The sequence below is a fragment of the Micromonospora sp. WMMD964 genome, from assembly GCF_029581455.1.
Lineage (GTDB): Bacteria > Actinomycetota > Actinomycetes > Mycobacteriales > Micromonosporaceae > Micromonospora.
The window spans coordinates 1132682-1146868 of the sequence record NZ_CP120860.1 but is presented as its reverse complement, the minus strand read 5'-3'; the positions used below and the strand labels follow the sequence as shown (position 1 = coordinate 1146868).

11 protein-coding genes are annotated in these 14187 nt (G+C 71.2%); 3 read left to right on the top strand and 8 right to left on the bottom strand.

Features of this window, described 5'->3' with window-relative positions; genetic code table 11:
• Nucleotides 1-44: 44 nt before the first annotated feature.
• Nucleotides 45-1397: a hypothetical protein gene (locus O7616_RS05395; RefSeq protein ID WP_282305855.1), complete on the top strand. Its 1353-nt coding sequence runs from the start codon at nucleotides 45-47 to the stop codon at nucleotides 1395-1397.
• Between the two features lie 27 nt (nucleotides 1398-1424).
• Here the strand turns inward: O7616_RS05395 and O7616_RS05390 are convergent, their stop codons facing one another.
• The gene (locus tag O7616_RS05390) at nucleotides 1425-2903 is read right to left on the bottom strand and encodes a glutamate--cysteine ligase (protein WP_282305854.1); all 1479 of its coding nucleotides are present in this window, start codon (nucleotides 2901-2903) and stop codon (nucleotides 1425-1427) included.
• 275 nt (nucleotides 2904-3178) lie between these two features.
• Nucleotides 3179-3760 carry a YceI family protein gene (locus O7616_RS05385; RefSeq protein ID WP_145778283.1) on the bottom strand — a complete coding sequence of 194 codons (582 nt, stop codon included), beginning with the start codon at nucleotides 3758-3760 and terminating at the stop codon, nucleotides 3179-3181.
• A gap of 99 nt (nucleotides 3761-3859) precedes the next feature.
• On the opposite strand from O7616_RS05385, the gene O7616_RS05380 reads away from it, so the two are divergent.
• The gene (locus O7616_RS05380; RefSeq protein WP_282263474.1) at nucleotides 3860-4366 is read left to right on the top strand and encodes a MarR family transcriptional regulator; all 507 of its coding nucleotides are present in this window, start codon (nucleotides 3860-3862) and stop codon (nucleotides 4364-4366) included.
• 242 nt (nucleotides 4367-4608) lie between these two features.
• Here the strand turns inward: O7616_RS05380 and O7616_RS05375 are convergent, their stop codons facing one another.
• The 3 genes from O7616_RS05375 to O7616_RS05365 all read right to left on the bottom strand — a co-directional run bounded on the left by O7616_RS05375 (nucleotide 4609) and on the right by O7616_RS05365 (nucleotide 10153).
• Nucleotides 4609-7272, bottom strand: a complete 2664-nt coding sequence (locus O7616_RS05375) for a helix-turn-helix domain-containing protein (RefSeq protein ID WP_282305853.1) — start codon at nucleotides 7270-7272, stop codon at nucleotides 4609-4611.
• Between the two features lie 124 nt (nucleotides 7273-7396).
• On the bottom strand, nucleotides 7397-8545 hold the full coding sequence (locus O7616_RS05370) for an acyl-CoA dehydrogenase family protein (protein WP_282305852.1): 1149 nt from the start codon (nucleotides 8543-8545) through the stop codon (nucleotides 7397-7399).
• Between the two features lie 75 nt (nucleotides 8546-8620).
• Nucleotides 8621-10153 (bottom strand): acyl-CoA carboxylase subunit beta, encoded by a 1533-nt coding sequence (locus O7616_RS05365; protein ID WP_282305851.1) that lies wholly within the window; start codon nucleotides 10151-10153, stop codon nucleotides 8621-8623.
• A 158-nt stretch (nucleotides 10154-10311) separates the two neighbouring features.
• On the opposite strand from O7616_RS05365, the gene O7616_RS05360 reads away from it, so the two are divergent.
• Entirely contained in the window at nucleotides 10312-10887 is a 576-nt protein-coding gene (locus tag O7616_RS05360; protein ID WP_282305850.1) for a snapalysin family zinc-dependent metalloprotease, read from the top strand.
• Between the two features lie 80 nt (nucleotides 10888-10967).
• On the opposite strand, the gene O7616_RS05355 is transcribed toward O7616_RS05360, so the two are convergent.
• From O7616_RS05355 to O7616_RS05345, 3 genes are all read right to left on the bottom strand, one after another.
• Nucleotides 10968-11888, bottom strand: coding sequence for a hydroxymethylglutaryl-CoA lyase (locus tag O7616_RS05355; RefSeq protein WP_282305849.1), 921 nt, complete (start codon nucleotides 11886-11888; stop codon nucleotides 10968-10970).
• Nucleotides 11889-12097: 209 nt separating this feature from the next.
• A complete protein-coding gene (locus O7616_RS05350; protein WP_282305847.1) occupies nucleotides 12098-13465 on the bottom strand; it encodes a biotin carboxylase N-terminal domain-containing protein in 1368 nt (455 codons plus the stop codon).
• A gap of 73 nt (nucleotides 13466-13538) precedes the next feature.
• On the bottom strand, nucleotides 13539-14138 hold the full coding sequence (locus O7616_RS05345; protein ID WP_278149742.1) for a TetR/AcrR family transcriptional regulator: 600 nt from the start codon (nucleotides 14136-14138) through the stop codon (nucleotides 13539-13541).
• Between the last annotated feature and the right edge of the window lie 49 nt (nucleotides 14139-14187).

The window sequence follows — 14187 nt, the reverse complement described above, 5'->3', positions numbered from 1 at the left end:
GTTGCGACTCGCCGCGCCGACGACGGGACGTTACGCTGCCCGGCATGGCCAGACAGGGCTGGGGAGTATCGATCGTCACGGCGATCGGGGTCGCTGCCGGCGCGGGCGCCGCCCAACTGGGCTTCGGCTACGGGCTCGGCGTCATCGCCTGGACGCCCACCGAGGCCGGTGCCACCGACACAGCCTGGGCGGACGGCCTCGCCTGGGCAACCTGGCTCGCCGCCAGCTCGACTGTGCTCGGCGCGGTGTGCGCGCAGCGACTACACCAACGCGGCGCACCGAGGCCGGTAGAGGCGGACTCTCCCGACTCGGCGACCACGCCGGCCACCCAGGCGGACGCTCCTGAGTCCGCACTCGACACCACCGGCGCGGAGCCGCCCGCCGAGCGTGGCGGTCTGCTGCGCCGGGTGGCCCTCGCGCTCGGTGCCGGAATCGGCGGCCTGGTGACGGTCCTGCTGATCGCCGTGCCCGCAAGGGTCGCCACCGGCGCGGACACCGGCGCTCCGCAACGGACCGCCGCCGTCCAGGCGACGCTGGGCATCCTGCTGGGCGTGGTCATCGCGATCTGGGCGCTGCGCTCACGGGCGGCCGCGGTCAACGTGACCGCGACGGCCGCCTGGCTCTGGCTGCTCGCGGTGGTCTCGGTGATCGACGGGGTACGCGTCGGGCGAGGGCTGACCGGGGCGCAACTGGGCACCTGGCAGCTCGACCCGGACCACTCCCGGTACTGGATCGGTGGTCAGCTCTACTGGCCCGGCGCGCTGCTGGCACTCGTACCCGCGCTGCTGATCGGCGTGTCGGCCGCCCGGCGGGCAGCACGTTCGGCCGGACACCGGGTCGGCGCTGCGGCCTCCGGCGCTGCCGGACCGGTGCTTGTCGCGCTCGCCTACCTGACCACGCTGCCGCACTGGTCGACGTTGGGCCCCGCGCAGCTGTCCACCCAACTCGTCGCCCCGTACGCGGTGATCGCCGGTGTCGGCGGCTCGGTGCTGGCCGCCGTTCTCGCCGAACGGGCCGATCGGAACCGGGCGGCGCACCGAGGCCCGACCTCGTCGGCGACGGCAGCCGACTCGACCTCGACCGTTGCGACCGAGCCGACCCCGGTCACCGTCGGCGGGCCGGCCCCGACCCCTCCGACGGCAGCGGAAACGGACCCGGAGCCGCCGGTCTCCGGTCGGTCGAACGGCACCACGGGCCGCCGTCGCAGGGCCGCCACTGCCGAGACGACCGGGACGCCCGGGGCAGGTTCCACACCCGAAGAGGACGCGCTGCCCAGAGTGCCCGCGCCCCGGACGGACCCGGACCTCACCGGGCCGGCCGACGAGGACCCGACACCGGCCACCCGCCGCCCCACCCGCGCCACCCGCCGCGCCACCCCCCGCCCCACCACCGACTGAAGGTCCACCCTCTCTGGGTTGGAGGGGTCAGTCGACCGGCCAGGTGTGGACTGGTTCGTTGGAGCGCTGGAGCTCCGCGTAGCGCTGGACCATGTGGTGCAGCGCGGCCTTCCGGTCCATGCCGTGCTGCCGCTCCGCCGCCCAGACCGCCTCGGTCTGCCAGACGGCGCCGTTGCGGCCGGTCCGGCAACGCTGCTCGATGATGCCGAGCAGTCGGTCCCGTTGGGCCGCGGCGACACCGAACCCGTCGAGGCCGGCCGCCGCGGTGGGCAGCAACTGTTCCAGCACCAGCTTGGTGACCGGCACATCGCCGAGCCCGGGCCAGTGCAGCACGGCGTCGAGGCCACGTCGGGCGGCGGCGTGGAAGTTCTCCTCGGCGGAGCTGAAGGTCAGTTGGCTCCAGATCGGACGGTCCGCCTCGGCCAGCCCGCGCGCCAACCCGAAGTAGAAGGCCGCGTTGGCGAGCATGTCCACCACCGTCGGGCCGGCCGGCAGCACCCGGTTCTCCACCCGTAGGTGCGGGCGGCCGTCCATGATGTCGTAGACCGGCCGGTTCCACCGGTAGACGGTGCCGTTGTGCAGCCTGAGCTCCCCGAGCTGCGGTACGCCCCCGGCGTGCAACACCTCCACCGGATCCTCGTCCTCACAGATCGGCAGCAGCGGCGGAAAGTACCTGACGTTCTCCTCGAAGAGGTCGAAGATCGAGGTGATCCACCGCTCCCCGAACCACACCCGCGGGCGTACGCCCTGGGCCTTCAGCTCGTCGGGACGAGTGTCGGTGGCCTGCTGGAACAGGGCGATCCGGGTCTCCGCCCACAGTTGGCGGCCGTACAGGAAGGGGCTGTTCGCGCCGACCGCCACCTGCACACCGGCGATGGCCTGGGAGGCGTTCCAGTAGTCGGCGAAGCTGTCGGGCGCGACCTGGAGGTGGAACTGGAGGCTGGTGCAGGCGGCCTCGGGGGCGATCGAGTCGGTGTGCGTCCGCAACTGCTCGACACCACGGATGTCCAACTCGATGTCCTCGCCACGGGCGCCGACGATCTGGTCGTTGAGTACCCGGTAGCGCTCGTTGGTGGAGAGGTTGTCCTCCACCAGGTGCCCCTCGGTGAGGGTGGGCAGGATGCCGACCAGGACGATCTTCGCGTCGGACCGGGCTGCGCGCTCGTCGGCCCGGGAGAGGCTGCCGCGCAGGTCACGCTCGTAGTCGGCGAAGCCGGTGCCCTCGATCAGCCGGGGCTCGGCGTTGAGTTCGAGGTTGAACTGACCCAGCTCCGTCTGGAAGAGCGGGTCGGCGATGTCGGCGAGGATCTCCTCGTTGCGCATCGCCGGCTCGGCCGCCGAGTCGACCAGGTTGAGTTCGATCTCCAGGCCGGTCATCGGTCGGTCGGCGTCGAACCCGAAGTCGTCGAGCATGAGGGCGAAGATGTCCAGGCACCGCCGGACCTTCTGCCGGTAGCGGACGCGATCGTCCCGGGTGAAGGCACCCTGCGAGACGTCCCTGCCCATGTGTCCTCCCGACAGCCGGCGCTGCCGTCCCGGAAGCGCACTGTGAACCACCCACGGTAAGAGCGCCCACCTGACCGGGGCCAGAGGCCGACGGCGGTGATCCGACATCGACCCGGGCGGCTCGTGGCGCCATCTGTACCCCGTGGCGGGCAGACGCGACCGGATGTCGGTGCGAACAAGTCGTGACAATTACCACGAGGTCGCCCGAGCGGCAGACGGCGCAGGGCCCGCGCCGTCGTGCGGCGCGGGCCCTGCGTACCGATGATCCGGGAGGATCAGGCCTGACGGACGGCCTCACCCTCGATCTCGATCTTGATCTTGCGGCTGACCAGCACGCCACCGGTCTCCAGGGCGACGTTCCAGGTCAGGCCGAACTCCTCGCGGTCGATCTCGGTGCTCGCGGAGAAGCCGAAGATGTCCTGGCCGAACGGGCTGCGGCCGACGCCCTCGAACTCCACCTCCAGCTCGACCGGGCGGGTGACGTCCTTGATGGTCAGCTCACCGGCGAGCACGAACTCGTTGCCGTTGCGGGACTTGACCCCGGTGCTGCGGAACTCGAGCGTCGGGAACTTGTCGGAGTCCAGGAACTCGGGGCTGCGCAGGTGCGCGTCGCGGTCGGCCTGGGTGGTGTCGATGCTGGCGGCCTGAATGGTCGCGACGACCGACGACTGCAGCGGGTCCTCCGCCACGGTGATGGTGGCGGTCGCCTCGTTGAACTCACCGCGGACCTTGCTCACCATCATGTGCCGGGCAACGAAGCCGACCCGCTTGTGCGCCACGTCGAGCGCGTAGGTGCCGGCCGTCGGGATGGTAAGGCCGTCCCAGTCGCGGGTAACCGCATCGATGCTGCTGGTCATGCTGCTGTCCTCCAGGAGATTGTTTAGTAGCCCAACGACTGCCTAAGCAACTATAACTGCAACAACATTCCCCCTGTCAAGTACTGCTAGGATGAACCCGTGACCAACGTCTTCGACGATCCCCGGATCACCGCCGTCGGCCTGCTCTTCGAGGCACATGCCGGGCTGTCCGCCCGGTTCAACGCCCAACTGGAGGAGCACGGCCTCTCCGCGGTCGAGTTCGAGGTCATCACCCGACTGGCCCGCTCGCCGGGCAACCAACTACGCATGACCGACCTCGCCGCGCAGACCTCGCTGTCGACCAGCGGAGTGACCCGCGTGGTGGACCGGATGGAACGTGACGGCCTCCTCACCCGTCGCGCCTGCCCGAACGACCGGCGCAGCTCGTACGCGGTGGTCACCGCCGCGGGGATGCAGCGTCTCAACGAGACGCTGCCCGGTCACCTGCAGATGATCGAGCAGTGGTTCACCGGCCAACTCGATCCCGAGGCGTTGGCAGCCCTCCTCGACGGGCTGCGACGGGTCCGCGACGCCGCGCACCCGTGCGCTACCGCCGGCAGCGACGACACCGCCTTCGCGGAGGAGACGGCGGCCACCCAGCCGTGAGCACCCCGAGCGACGGGGATACGCGCACCGGCAGAAAGACCGGCAGAATTGACCCCAGCAAGCTGGATGATTCGGGGCCAAGTCGACTTTCCGCCGTCGTAGCGGTGGCAGGCTTCCCACACCGGGGATCAACCGGGGGGTGAAGGCGCGGGCGATCAGCGAGGGGTAGCACCAAAGGGGGCTCATCGCCCGCGCCGCTCTCCCGACCCGGTCATCCTCCGCCGCACCGCGACATCTGCTCGCTAGACGGCGGCCGGCCCGTCCCGATCCGCCGCCAGCGCGTAGAGCAGTCCCGACTCGTGGGGCAGCAGCGCGATACCACTCTCCCGGCAGACCCGGTCGAGCCGATCGAGCACCGCCGGGTCAGCGGTGCTCGCCGCCAGGCCCACCAGCGCCTCCACCACGTCCCGGCCATCCTGGCCCGCTTCGGCAGCGGCGGCGAACCATTCGGCAGCCAACTCCCGGTCACCACGGTGCAGCGCGAGATTGCCCTCGATCAGCGCACAGAGACCGACGTCCGGCCCCTCCCAGGCCAACGCCGAGTCACCGGAGCGCTGCCGCGGCACGGCCCGCCGGGATGGCGCTCGCGCCGATCCGGCCGCCGCGGCCTCGGCCATCCCGGCGCGCAGCTCGGCGAGCACCTCGGTCGCCTCAGCGGCACGCCCGTCCTGGGCCAGCGCCAACCCGATCGTCCCGAGTGTTCGGCGACGGCGTCCCGGGTCGCCCAACTCGGACAACGCCGCCATCGCCAGCCGACCACGGTCGACGGCGTCCGCGTACCAACCCTCCAGGCGGGCGACCTCGGCTCGACCGGCCCAGGCGAGCACCCGCAGCCGCTGCTCCCCGCTCTCCGCCGCGAGTCGGTCCGCCGCAGCGAGTCGGCGTCGGGCCGCAGCAAGGTCACCGGTCCGGACCTCGTGCCAGGCGAGGCTGTTCTGCGCCACCGCCAGATCCCGGGTCCGTCCGTCCCGGGCGGCCAGCCGCAGCGCCGCCTCGGCCTGCTCGCGAGCCTCGTCCTGTCGGCCGACGGCCGTCAGCAGCGTGCCGAGCACGGTGCGCGCCTCCAGCTCACCTGTGACATCGCCGGCCTGCCGGAAGGTCTCCAACGCCGCCCGTGCGGTCGGCAGCTCCTCGGCGCCCGCGCCGTGTTCGGCCGCGAGCCGGGCCACCCCGAGGGCGGCCCAGCCCCGCAGGATCGGATCGGCGTCGGCGGTACGCGGGTCCGCCAGCAACCGACGCAACCACTGCCGCCCGACGACGTCACGCCCCCGGAACCGCCACCATCGGGTCAGGCAGGCCGCCAGCCGCAGCGCGGTCAACGGGTCGTCGGTGGCCGCGTGGGCCAGCGACGAGCTGATGTCACTGGTCATCTCGTCCAACCGGTGCACCGCGTCGGCCGACCGGGGACCGACCAGGTCGACAGCCGTCCGCGCCACCAACCGTGCGATCACCTCCGCGTGCCGCCGCCGGATGCCGGTCAACTCGCCCTCACCCGCCGCCTGCTCGACGGCGTACTCACGGACCGCGTCCAGCAGCCGGAACCGGAACGATCCGGTGCCGCGTACGCTCAGCAGCCCCAACTCGACGAACCGGTCCAGCAGCGGAACGGGATCGATCGCCACCGTGCCGTCCCGGTCGGCCTCGTCGGTGAGCATCTCCTCGGCCAACTCCACCGACCAGCGGTTGCCGAACACGGCGAGCTGGCGCAGCGCCGACCGCTCGTCCGGTGCCAGCAGTCGGTAGCTGGTCGCCACCGCCTCGCGCAGGGTGACGGTGGCCACCGCGGGAGGGGTGCTCGACCGTCCGGTGAACACCTCTGGGGCTTCCCAACCGGGATGGACGGTGGCATCGGCGGGAGCGGCGAGGTCGAGCACCCGGTCGCCGTACCGGTCCAGCAACTCCGTGAGGTCGAGGAGCCGGCCCCGGGCGGCCATCAGCTCGATGGCGAGCGGCAGCCCGCCCAGGCGGCGAACCAGCGCGGCGAGCGCGGGCAGTTCCTCGGGGGTGGGTGTCTCGCGGCGGACCTGCGCGAGCCGGGCGGTGAAGAGCGCCACCGCAGGCCAGGATTCGAGAGTGGCCAGGTCGCTGTGTACGACGTCCGGTGGTGGCACGTCGAGCGGCGCGACCGGCCAGACCCGCTCGCCGGGCAGGCCGACCGGATGCCGTCCGGTGACCAGCACCCGCAGCGAGGGCAGGGCCGCGATCAGCCGGTGCAGGGTCGCGGCGACCGGACCCGGGGCGCGTTCCACCGCGTCCATCACCAGGAGGGCGGGCCGTCCGGCGAGCTGGGCCACGAGTTCCGCGGGTCGGGCCGCGCCGAGCACGGACACCGAGGCGGCGAGTACGTCCGGCCCGTCGGAGCCCTCACCGATCAGCACCCCGGTGACTCCGGCCGGGTGAGCCGGGGCCACCGCGTGCGCCACCGACGTCGCCAGGGCGGTCTTCCCGACTCCGGCCAGCCCGACCAGGCTCACCAGTCGCGGTCCGTGCTCGGCGGTCAGCATCGCGGTCAGCTCGGTGAGGTCGCGGTCCCGACCGGTCAACGCGACCGGCGGCGGCAGGGCGACCGGCCGACCGGAGGAGGTGGTGGTTCTGCCGCTGACCGCGAGCGCCGTCGCTGTGGTGTCCGTCCGGGGTGACTCAGCGCCGGATCCGCGAGCCGCGGCCAGGAAGGCCGCCCGTTCGACGCCGGTCAAGGCCAACGCCGCGGCGAGTAGATCCACAGTGGTGCGCTGCGGTCGGACCGCCCGCCCCCGCTCCAGATCACGCACCGTGCGCACACCCACCCCGGCCCGGGACGCCAGCTCGGCCTGGGTCAGGCCGGCGGCGCGTCGATGCTCGCGGAGCAGCTCCGGCAGGGCGGTACGGCCGACCGGGCTCCGCGACCCATCATGATCCGGAGTCATGGGGTCGAAGAGTACGGATGGACTCTGACGGTCGGCAGTCGAACGTCGGGCTATTGACGCCCACCCGCCGAAATCCGACAGCCGTACGGACAGCCCGTCCGGGCCGTCCGTACGGTGGAACGTCTCAGAGACCCAGGTCCCGGGCGATGATCATGCGCTGCACCTCGCTGGTGCCCTCGCCGATCTCCAGGATCTTGGAGTCCCGCCAGAACCGGGCCACCGGGTACTCGTTCATGAAGCCGTACCCGCCGTGGATCTGGGTCGCCTCCCGGGCGTTGTCCACGGCGATCGTGCTGGCGTGCAGCTTGGCGATGGCGGCCTGCCGCTTGAACGGCTCGCCGGCCAGCATCCGGGCGGCGGCGTCGTAGTAGGCCAACCGGGCGGTGTGCGCCTTCAGCTCCATGTCCGCGATCTTGAACTGGATCGCCTGGTTGGCGCCGATCGGCTGGCCGAAGGCGTGCCGCTCCTTCGCGTACTTGATCGACTCGTCGACACAGCCCTGGGCGAGGCCGACGGCCAGCGCGGCGATGGCGATCCGGCCCTCGTCGAGGATGCGCAGGAACTGGGCGAAGCCCCGACCGCGCTCGCCGAGCAGGTTGGCCGCCGGTACGCGGCAGTCGTCGAAGGTCAGCTCGTGGGTGTCCGAGGCGGTCCATCCCACCTTGGAGTAGCCCGGCGCGACGGTGAACCCGGGCGTGCCGGTCGGCACGATGATCGTCGACAACTCCTTGGAGCCGTCCGGGTTCGTACCGGTCACCGCCGTGACGGTCACCATGGCCGTGATGTCGGTGCCCGAGTTGGTGATGAACGCCTTCGACCCGTTGATCACCCACTCGTCGCCGTCCAGCACCGCACGCGTCTGGGTGCCGGCGGCGTCGGAGCCGGTGCCCGGTTCGGTCAGACCGAAACCGGCCAGCGCCTCGCCGCTGAGCAGCTTGGGCAGCCAGGTCGCCTTCTGCTCCTCGGTGCCGAAGCGGTAGATCGGCATCGCGCCCAACGAGACCGCCGCCTCCAACGTGATGGCCACGCTGGAGTCGACCCGCGCCAACTCCTCCAGGGCCAGGCAGAGCGCGAAGTAGTCGCCGCCCATGCCGCCGTGCTCCTCGGCGAAGGGCAGGCCGAACAGGCCCATCTTGCCCATCTGCCGGACCACCTCGTACGGGAAGGTGTGCTGCTCGTAGTGCTCGGCGATGACCGGGGCGACCACCTCGCGGGCGAAGTCCCGCACGCTCTCCCGCAGCGCCGCTTGTTCGTCGGTGAGCCGGAAGTCCATCTCATCCTCCTGTAAGGACGGTCCGCCGGACGCTCGTGACGCCGGGGCGGGTCGCTGTGCGGGCCGGGCCGAGGATCAGACCGGGGTCACGCCGTGCCGGCGTCGGGAGAAGTGCCGGTCCTTGGTACGGGCCGCCGCGAACCGGCGGACCAGCTCGGTACGCAGGTCGTGGGGCTCGACGATGGCGTCCACCACCAACTCACTGGCGAGCCGGACCACGTCGATGTCCTGCTCGTACTCGGCCCGCTTGGCGGCCACGAAGGCAGCCCGCTCGGCCTCGTCCTCGATGGCGGCGATCTTGTTGGCGTAGACGGCGTTCACGGCGGCCTCGGCCCCCATCACCGCGATCTTCGCGGTCGGCAGGGCGATCGTGGCGTCCGGCTCGAACCCGGGGCCGGCCATCGCGTAGAGACCGGCGCCGTACGCCTTGCGGACCACCACGCAGATCTTCGGGACCGTCGCCTCGGAGATCGCGGTGATCATCTTCGCGCCGTGCCGGATGATGCCCTGCTTCTCCACGGCGCTGCCGACCATGAAGCCGGGTACGTCGCTGAGGAACAGCAGCGGCACGTTGAACGCGTCGCAGAGCTGCACGAACCGGGTGGCCTTGTCGGCCGAGTCGACGAAGAGCACGCCGCCCTTGAACATCGAGTTGTTGCCGACCACACCGACGACCTGCCCGTCGAGGCGGCCGAAGCCGATGGTCAACTCCTTGGCCCAGAGGGCCTGGATCTCGAAGAAGGACCCCTCGTCGAGGAGGCCCTTGGCGTACCGCCGCATGTCGAACGCCTGCCGCTCGCTGGCCGGCACCAGCGCGGCCAGGTCGGCCTTCGCGGGCGCGGCGACGGCCGGCGCGGCCGGCGGCGCCTGGGTCCAGTTCGCCGGGAGGTACGACAGGTAGGTCTTCACCACGTCGAGCGCGTCGGCCTCGGTCTTGCAGAGGAAGTGCCCGACACCCGACTCGGCGGTGTGCACCTTGGCCCCACCCATCGCCTCCAGGGTGGTCTTCTCGCCGGTGACCATCTCGACCATGCGGTCGGAGCCGAGATACATGCTCGCGTTGCCGTCGACCAGGGCCACCACGTCGCAGAACGCCGGAATATACGCCCCACCGGCGGCGCTCGGCCCGAACAGCGCGCAGACCTGCGGGATCGAACCCGAGGCGCGCACCTGGTTCCAGAAGATCTTGCCGGCGCCACGACGGCCGGGGAAGAGGTCGACCTGGTCGGTGATCCGCGCCCCGGCCGAGTCGACCAGGTAGACCATCGGCACACCGGCGCCGTAGGCCCGCTCGATGATCCGGATGATCTTCTCGACGGTGCGGGCGCCCCAACTGCCGGCCTTGACCGTGGAGTCGTTGGCCATCAGACAGACCTGCCGGCCGTCGATGGTGGCGGTGCCGGTGACCACGCCGTCGGCGGGCAACCCCTCGGCCATCGAGTTGGCGTAGAGGCCGTCCTCGACGAACGAACCCTCGTCGACCAGGAGCGCGACGCGCTCACGGGCGAAGAGCTTGCCCTTGGCCGCGTTGGCCGCGTGGTACTTGTCCGCGCCGCCGGACCGGGCCCGCTTGCGCAGCTGCTCCAGTGCCTCACCGTCGAGCGTCACGCCGACTCCCTCGCCTAACGACCTGAACGATCGTTAGGCTAGCGCATCGGCACCATCCTCGGCGACCCACCGGGAAACCTCGGGGGAAGAAGACATTGAAAAACATGAATACATGTCGCTAGGCTCCTGACACCCCTCCTCCCGGATTGGAGTCAGCGATGACCTCACGACTCAATCGGCTCGCCGTCGCGGTGCTCGCGACGACACTCGCCACCCTCGGCGTCACGGTCGCCAACCCCGCGCCCGCGTCCGCGGCCATGACCATCTGCTACAACACCAGCCAGGCAGGCAGCTACGCCGGCACCGCCAACCAGGCCGCCTCGATCTGGAACAACGCCACGGTCAACCTGACGCTCTCCGCGAACTGCGGCTCCAACCTGCGGATCTACCAGATCACCGGCGGCGGCTCGTACGCCGTCCGGACCAGCCTCGGCAACGGCCGGGTCTACATCGACACCCAGCAGGCCGCGCAGTACAGCCCGCTCCGGATCATGACCCACGAGATCGGGCACATCCTCGGCCTGCCGGACAACTACAACGGCAACTGCGCGCTGCTGATGTCCGGTGGCAGCGCCGGCACCAGCTGCACCAACCCCTACCCGAGCAGCGCCGAGGCGACCCGGGTGAGCAACCTCTTCGCCGGCACCCGCATCGCCACCGAGCGCAGCGCGGACCGTGCCGAGGCGGACATCTTCCGCGACAGCTGGCCGAGCATGCTCACCTCCGTGAGCTGATCGACCGGGTACGTCGGAGGGGTCGGCCTCGCGCCGGCCCCTCCCCGCGTTGCCGGCCCCTCCCCGCGTATTCGGAGCACTCAGCTCGGCATCGGCGTCAGTCGGGTCCGCGGACCGGCCCGCAGCACACCCGACGGCAGCTTCTTGCCGAGCAACTCCTCGGCCAACTCCGCCACCTCGACGAGGGCCGCCAGGTCGATGCCGGTGTCGATGCCCATGTCGTGCAGCATGTGCACGGCCTCCTCGGTCGCCAGGTTGCCGCTGGCCCCCGGCGCGTACGGGCAGCCGCCCAGGCCACCGACGCTGGCGTCGAACTCGGTCACCCCCAGCTCCAACGCGGTCAACAGATTGGCCAGGGCCGTCCCCCGGGTGTTGTGGAAGTGCAGGAGCACCGGCACGTTCGCGTTCCGGTCGCGTACCGCGGTCAGCAGCTCACGGACCCGGCGTGGCGTGCCCATGCCGGTGGTGTCGCCGAACGCGACCCGATCCGCGCCGTCACGGACCACCCGGTCGACGATGCCGGCCACCCGCGCCGGGTCGACGTCACCCTCGTACGGGCAGCCGAAGCTGGTCGCCACGATCACCTCCACCCGGGCGGACGCTCCGTGCAGCAGGTCGATCAGCTCGGCGATGTCGTCCAGCGACTCGTCGGTCGACCGGTTGACGTTGCGGCGGTTGTGCGTGTCGCTGGCGGAGACCACCACCTCGATCTCGCTGAACCCGGCGGCGAGAGCCCGCTGGGCCCCCCGGGTGTTCGGCACCAGCGCCGAGTACCGCACCCCCTCGGCCTTCACCGCCCGCTGCCACACCTCGTCGGCGTCGGCCATCTGCGGGATCGCCTTCGGATGCACGAACGACACCGCCTCGATCCGGCGTACGCCGGTGCCGGAGAGTGCGTCGAGCAGCCGCACCTTGGCGTCGGTCGGGATCGGGTCCTCGTTCTGCAACCCGTCCCGTGGCCCGACCTCACGGATCGAGACGGAATCTGGCAACTGGCTCATCGGTCACCTCGCTGTGACGTCGGATCGGGACAGCATGTCGGCCGCTTTGCTCTGCTGCCCTATGTGCGACGGCTACTGTCCGTCATCGGGACGCCGCTGTCGCATATAGGTAAGCAGAGCAAAGGGCCCACCAACCAGTCTCGCCCGGCCGACGGGCCGCACCGCCGGGCGACGGGCGACGGCGACGGGCCGCCCGGCGGCCTGACGGTTCAGCGCATGCGGGAGACGATGCCCGTGTCGTAGGCGCCGGAGCGGAACTCCTCGTTGTCCAGCAACTCGGCGAAGAAGGGCAGGTTGTTCTTCGGGCCGACGACCTGGAACCCGGCGACCGCCTCCTTGGCGCGTCCGAGCACCTCGTCACGGGTCGCGCCGCTGATGATCAGCTTCGCCATCAGGCTGTCGTAGAACGGGGTGACGGTGTTGCCCTCGGTGTAGCCGGAGTCCACCCGGACACCCACGCCGCTGGGCTCCACCCAGGTCGTCACCACTCCGGGCCCGGGAAGGAAGCGCTTCGGGTCCTCCGCGTTGATCCGCATCTCGATCGCGTGCCCGGCCGGCGTCAGGGCGTCCGGATCGAACGTCGGCGCCAGCCCGGACGCCACCCGCAACTGCTCCTCGACCAGGTCGATCCCGTAGACGTACTCGGTCACCGGGTGCTCCACCTGCAACCGCGTGTTCATCTCGAGGAAGAAGAACTCTTCGGAGCCGGGGACGTCGCCCTCGGAGTCCCGCTGACGCGGGACCAACAGGCACTCAACCGTGCCCGCGTTGCGGTAGCCGACCGCCTCACCGGCCCGTACCGCCGCCGCCAGCAGGCGAACCCGCAGCTCCGGCGAGACCGCCGGGGACGGGGACTCCTCGACCAGCTTCTGGTTACGTCGCTGCACCGAGCACTCCCGCTCACCGAGCGCCACCACCCGACCGTCGGCCAGGCCGAGGATCTGCACCTCGACGTGGCGCACCCGGGGGAAGTACCGCTCGATCAACACCGACCCGTCACCGAACATCCGCTCGGCGAACGCGCGCACCTTGTCGTACTCGGTGCGCAGCGCTGCCTCGTCGACGGCGACGCCCATGCCCATGCCGCCGCCGCCGGCCGCGGCCTTGACCATGACCGGGTAGCCGATCTCGGCGGCGGCCGTCACCGCCGCGTCCAGGTCGGCGGCCGGGTCGGTGGTGCCCGGCGCGACCGGAACACCGGCTGCGGCCATCAGGTTCCGGGCATTGATCTTGTCGCCCATCGCGGTGATCGCGTCCGCGTCGGGGCCGACCCAGATCAGGCCACTGGCCTCGACGGTACGGGCGAACTCGGCGTTCTCCGACAGGAAGCCGTAGCCGGGGTGGATGGCCTGCGCACCCGTCGCCTTCGCGGCGGCGAGGATCGCCTCGGTGTTGCGGTAGCTCAGCGCCGGGTTCGGCGGGCCGACGAGAACCGCCTCGTCCGCCTCGGACACGAACGGCAGGTCGGCGTCGGCCTCCGAGTGAACCGCGATCGTGCGGATGCCGAGCCGCTTGGCGGTCCGGATGATCCGGCGGGCGATCTCACCCCGATTGGCTACCAGCAGTGACTCGATCATGTTTCCTCCCGGCGTCCGGATGGTGGGACGGTGGTTAGGGAATCATGACCGACGAACCTTTGCCGAGCCGGGTTCAGGCGAGCAACGCGGCGAGTGTCGCGCCGCGCAGCAGCTCGGCCCGGCGACGCCGGTCCACCTCACCGCCGAGGAACGGAGTCGAGTTCATCAACCCGAAGGCGGCATGCGCGAGCACCCGCGCCTCGCCGTCCGGCATGCCCGGGTGCAGGGCGGTGAGCACTGTCACCCACTCCTCGACGTAGAGCCGTTGCAGACGACGGATCCGTCGCCGCGGCTCGTCCGGCAGGCGATCCAACTCGTGCAGGTGCAACGCGATCACCGCCGGGTTGGCCAGCGCGAACTCGACGTGGAAATCGATCAGCGACTCCAACACGCCGCGCGGGTCGTCCGGGTGCCCGGCGGCGCGTTCCCGCCCGCCCGCCAGCAGGCCCTCACTGACCGGGATCAGCGCGGCGGCCAGCATGGCCTCCTTGCCGGCGAAGTGGTGGTAGAGCGCCGGACCGGTGACCCCCGCCGCCGCGCCGATGTCGTCCATCGACACACCGTGGTAGCCGCGCGCGGCGAACAGACCGACCGCGATCTCCAGGATCTCGTCCTTGCGGGACCTGCGCCGGCCCGCGCCCGCCGCACCCCGTGCCTGCTGCTCCACCGTCACCGGGCAAGCGTAGACCGCTACCTGAACACGGTGGGCCGCCGGTTGGCGA

Excerpts from the sequence above, each read along its gene's own strand:
- O7616_RS05395 (WP_282305855.1), top strand. The coding sequence starts at position 45 with ATGGCCAGACAGGGCTGGGGAGTATCGATCGTCACGGCGATCGGGGTC.
- O7616_RS05390 (WP_282305854.1), bottom strand. The coding sequence starts at position 2,903 with ATGGGCAGGGACGTCTCGCAGGGTGCCTTCACCCGGGACGATCGCGTC.
- O7616_RS05385 (WP_145778283.1), bottom strand. The coding sequence starts at position 3,760 with ATGACCAGCAGCATCGATGCGGTTACCCGCGACTGGGACGGCCTTACC.
- O7616_RS05375 (WP_282305853.1), bottom strand. The coding sequence starts at position 7,272 with ATGACTCCGGATCATGATGGGTCGCGGAGCCCGGTCGGCCGTACCGCC.
- O7616_RS05370 (WP_282305852.1), bottom strand. The coding sequence starts at position 8,545 with ATGGACTTCCGGCTCACCGACGAACAAGCGGCGCTGCGGGAGAGCGTG.
- O7616_RS05360 (WP_282305850.1), top strand. The coding sequence starts at position 10,312 with ATGACCTCACGACTCAATCGGCTCGCCGTCGCGGTGCTCGCGACGACA.
- O7616_RS05355 (WP_282305849.1), bottom strand. The coding sequence starts at position 11,888 with ATGAGCCAGTTGCCAGATTCCGTCTCGATCCGTGAGGTCGGGCCACGG.
- O7616_RS05350 (WP_282305847.1), bottom strand. The coding sequence starts at position 13,465 with ATGATCGAGTCACTGCTGGTAGCCAATCGGGGTGAGATCGCCCGCCGG.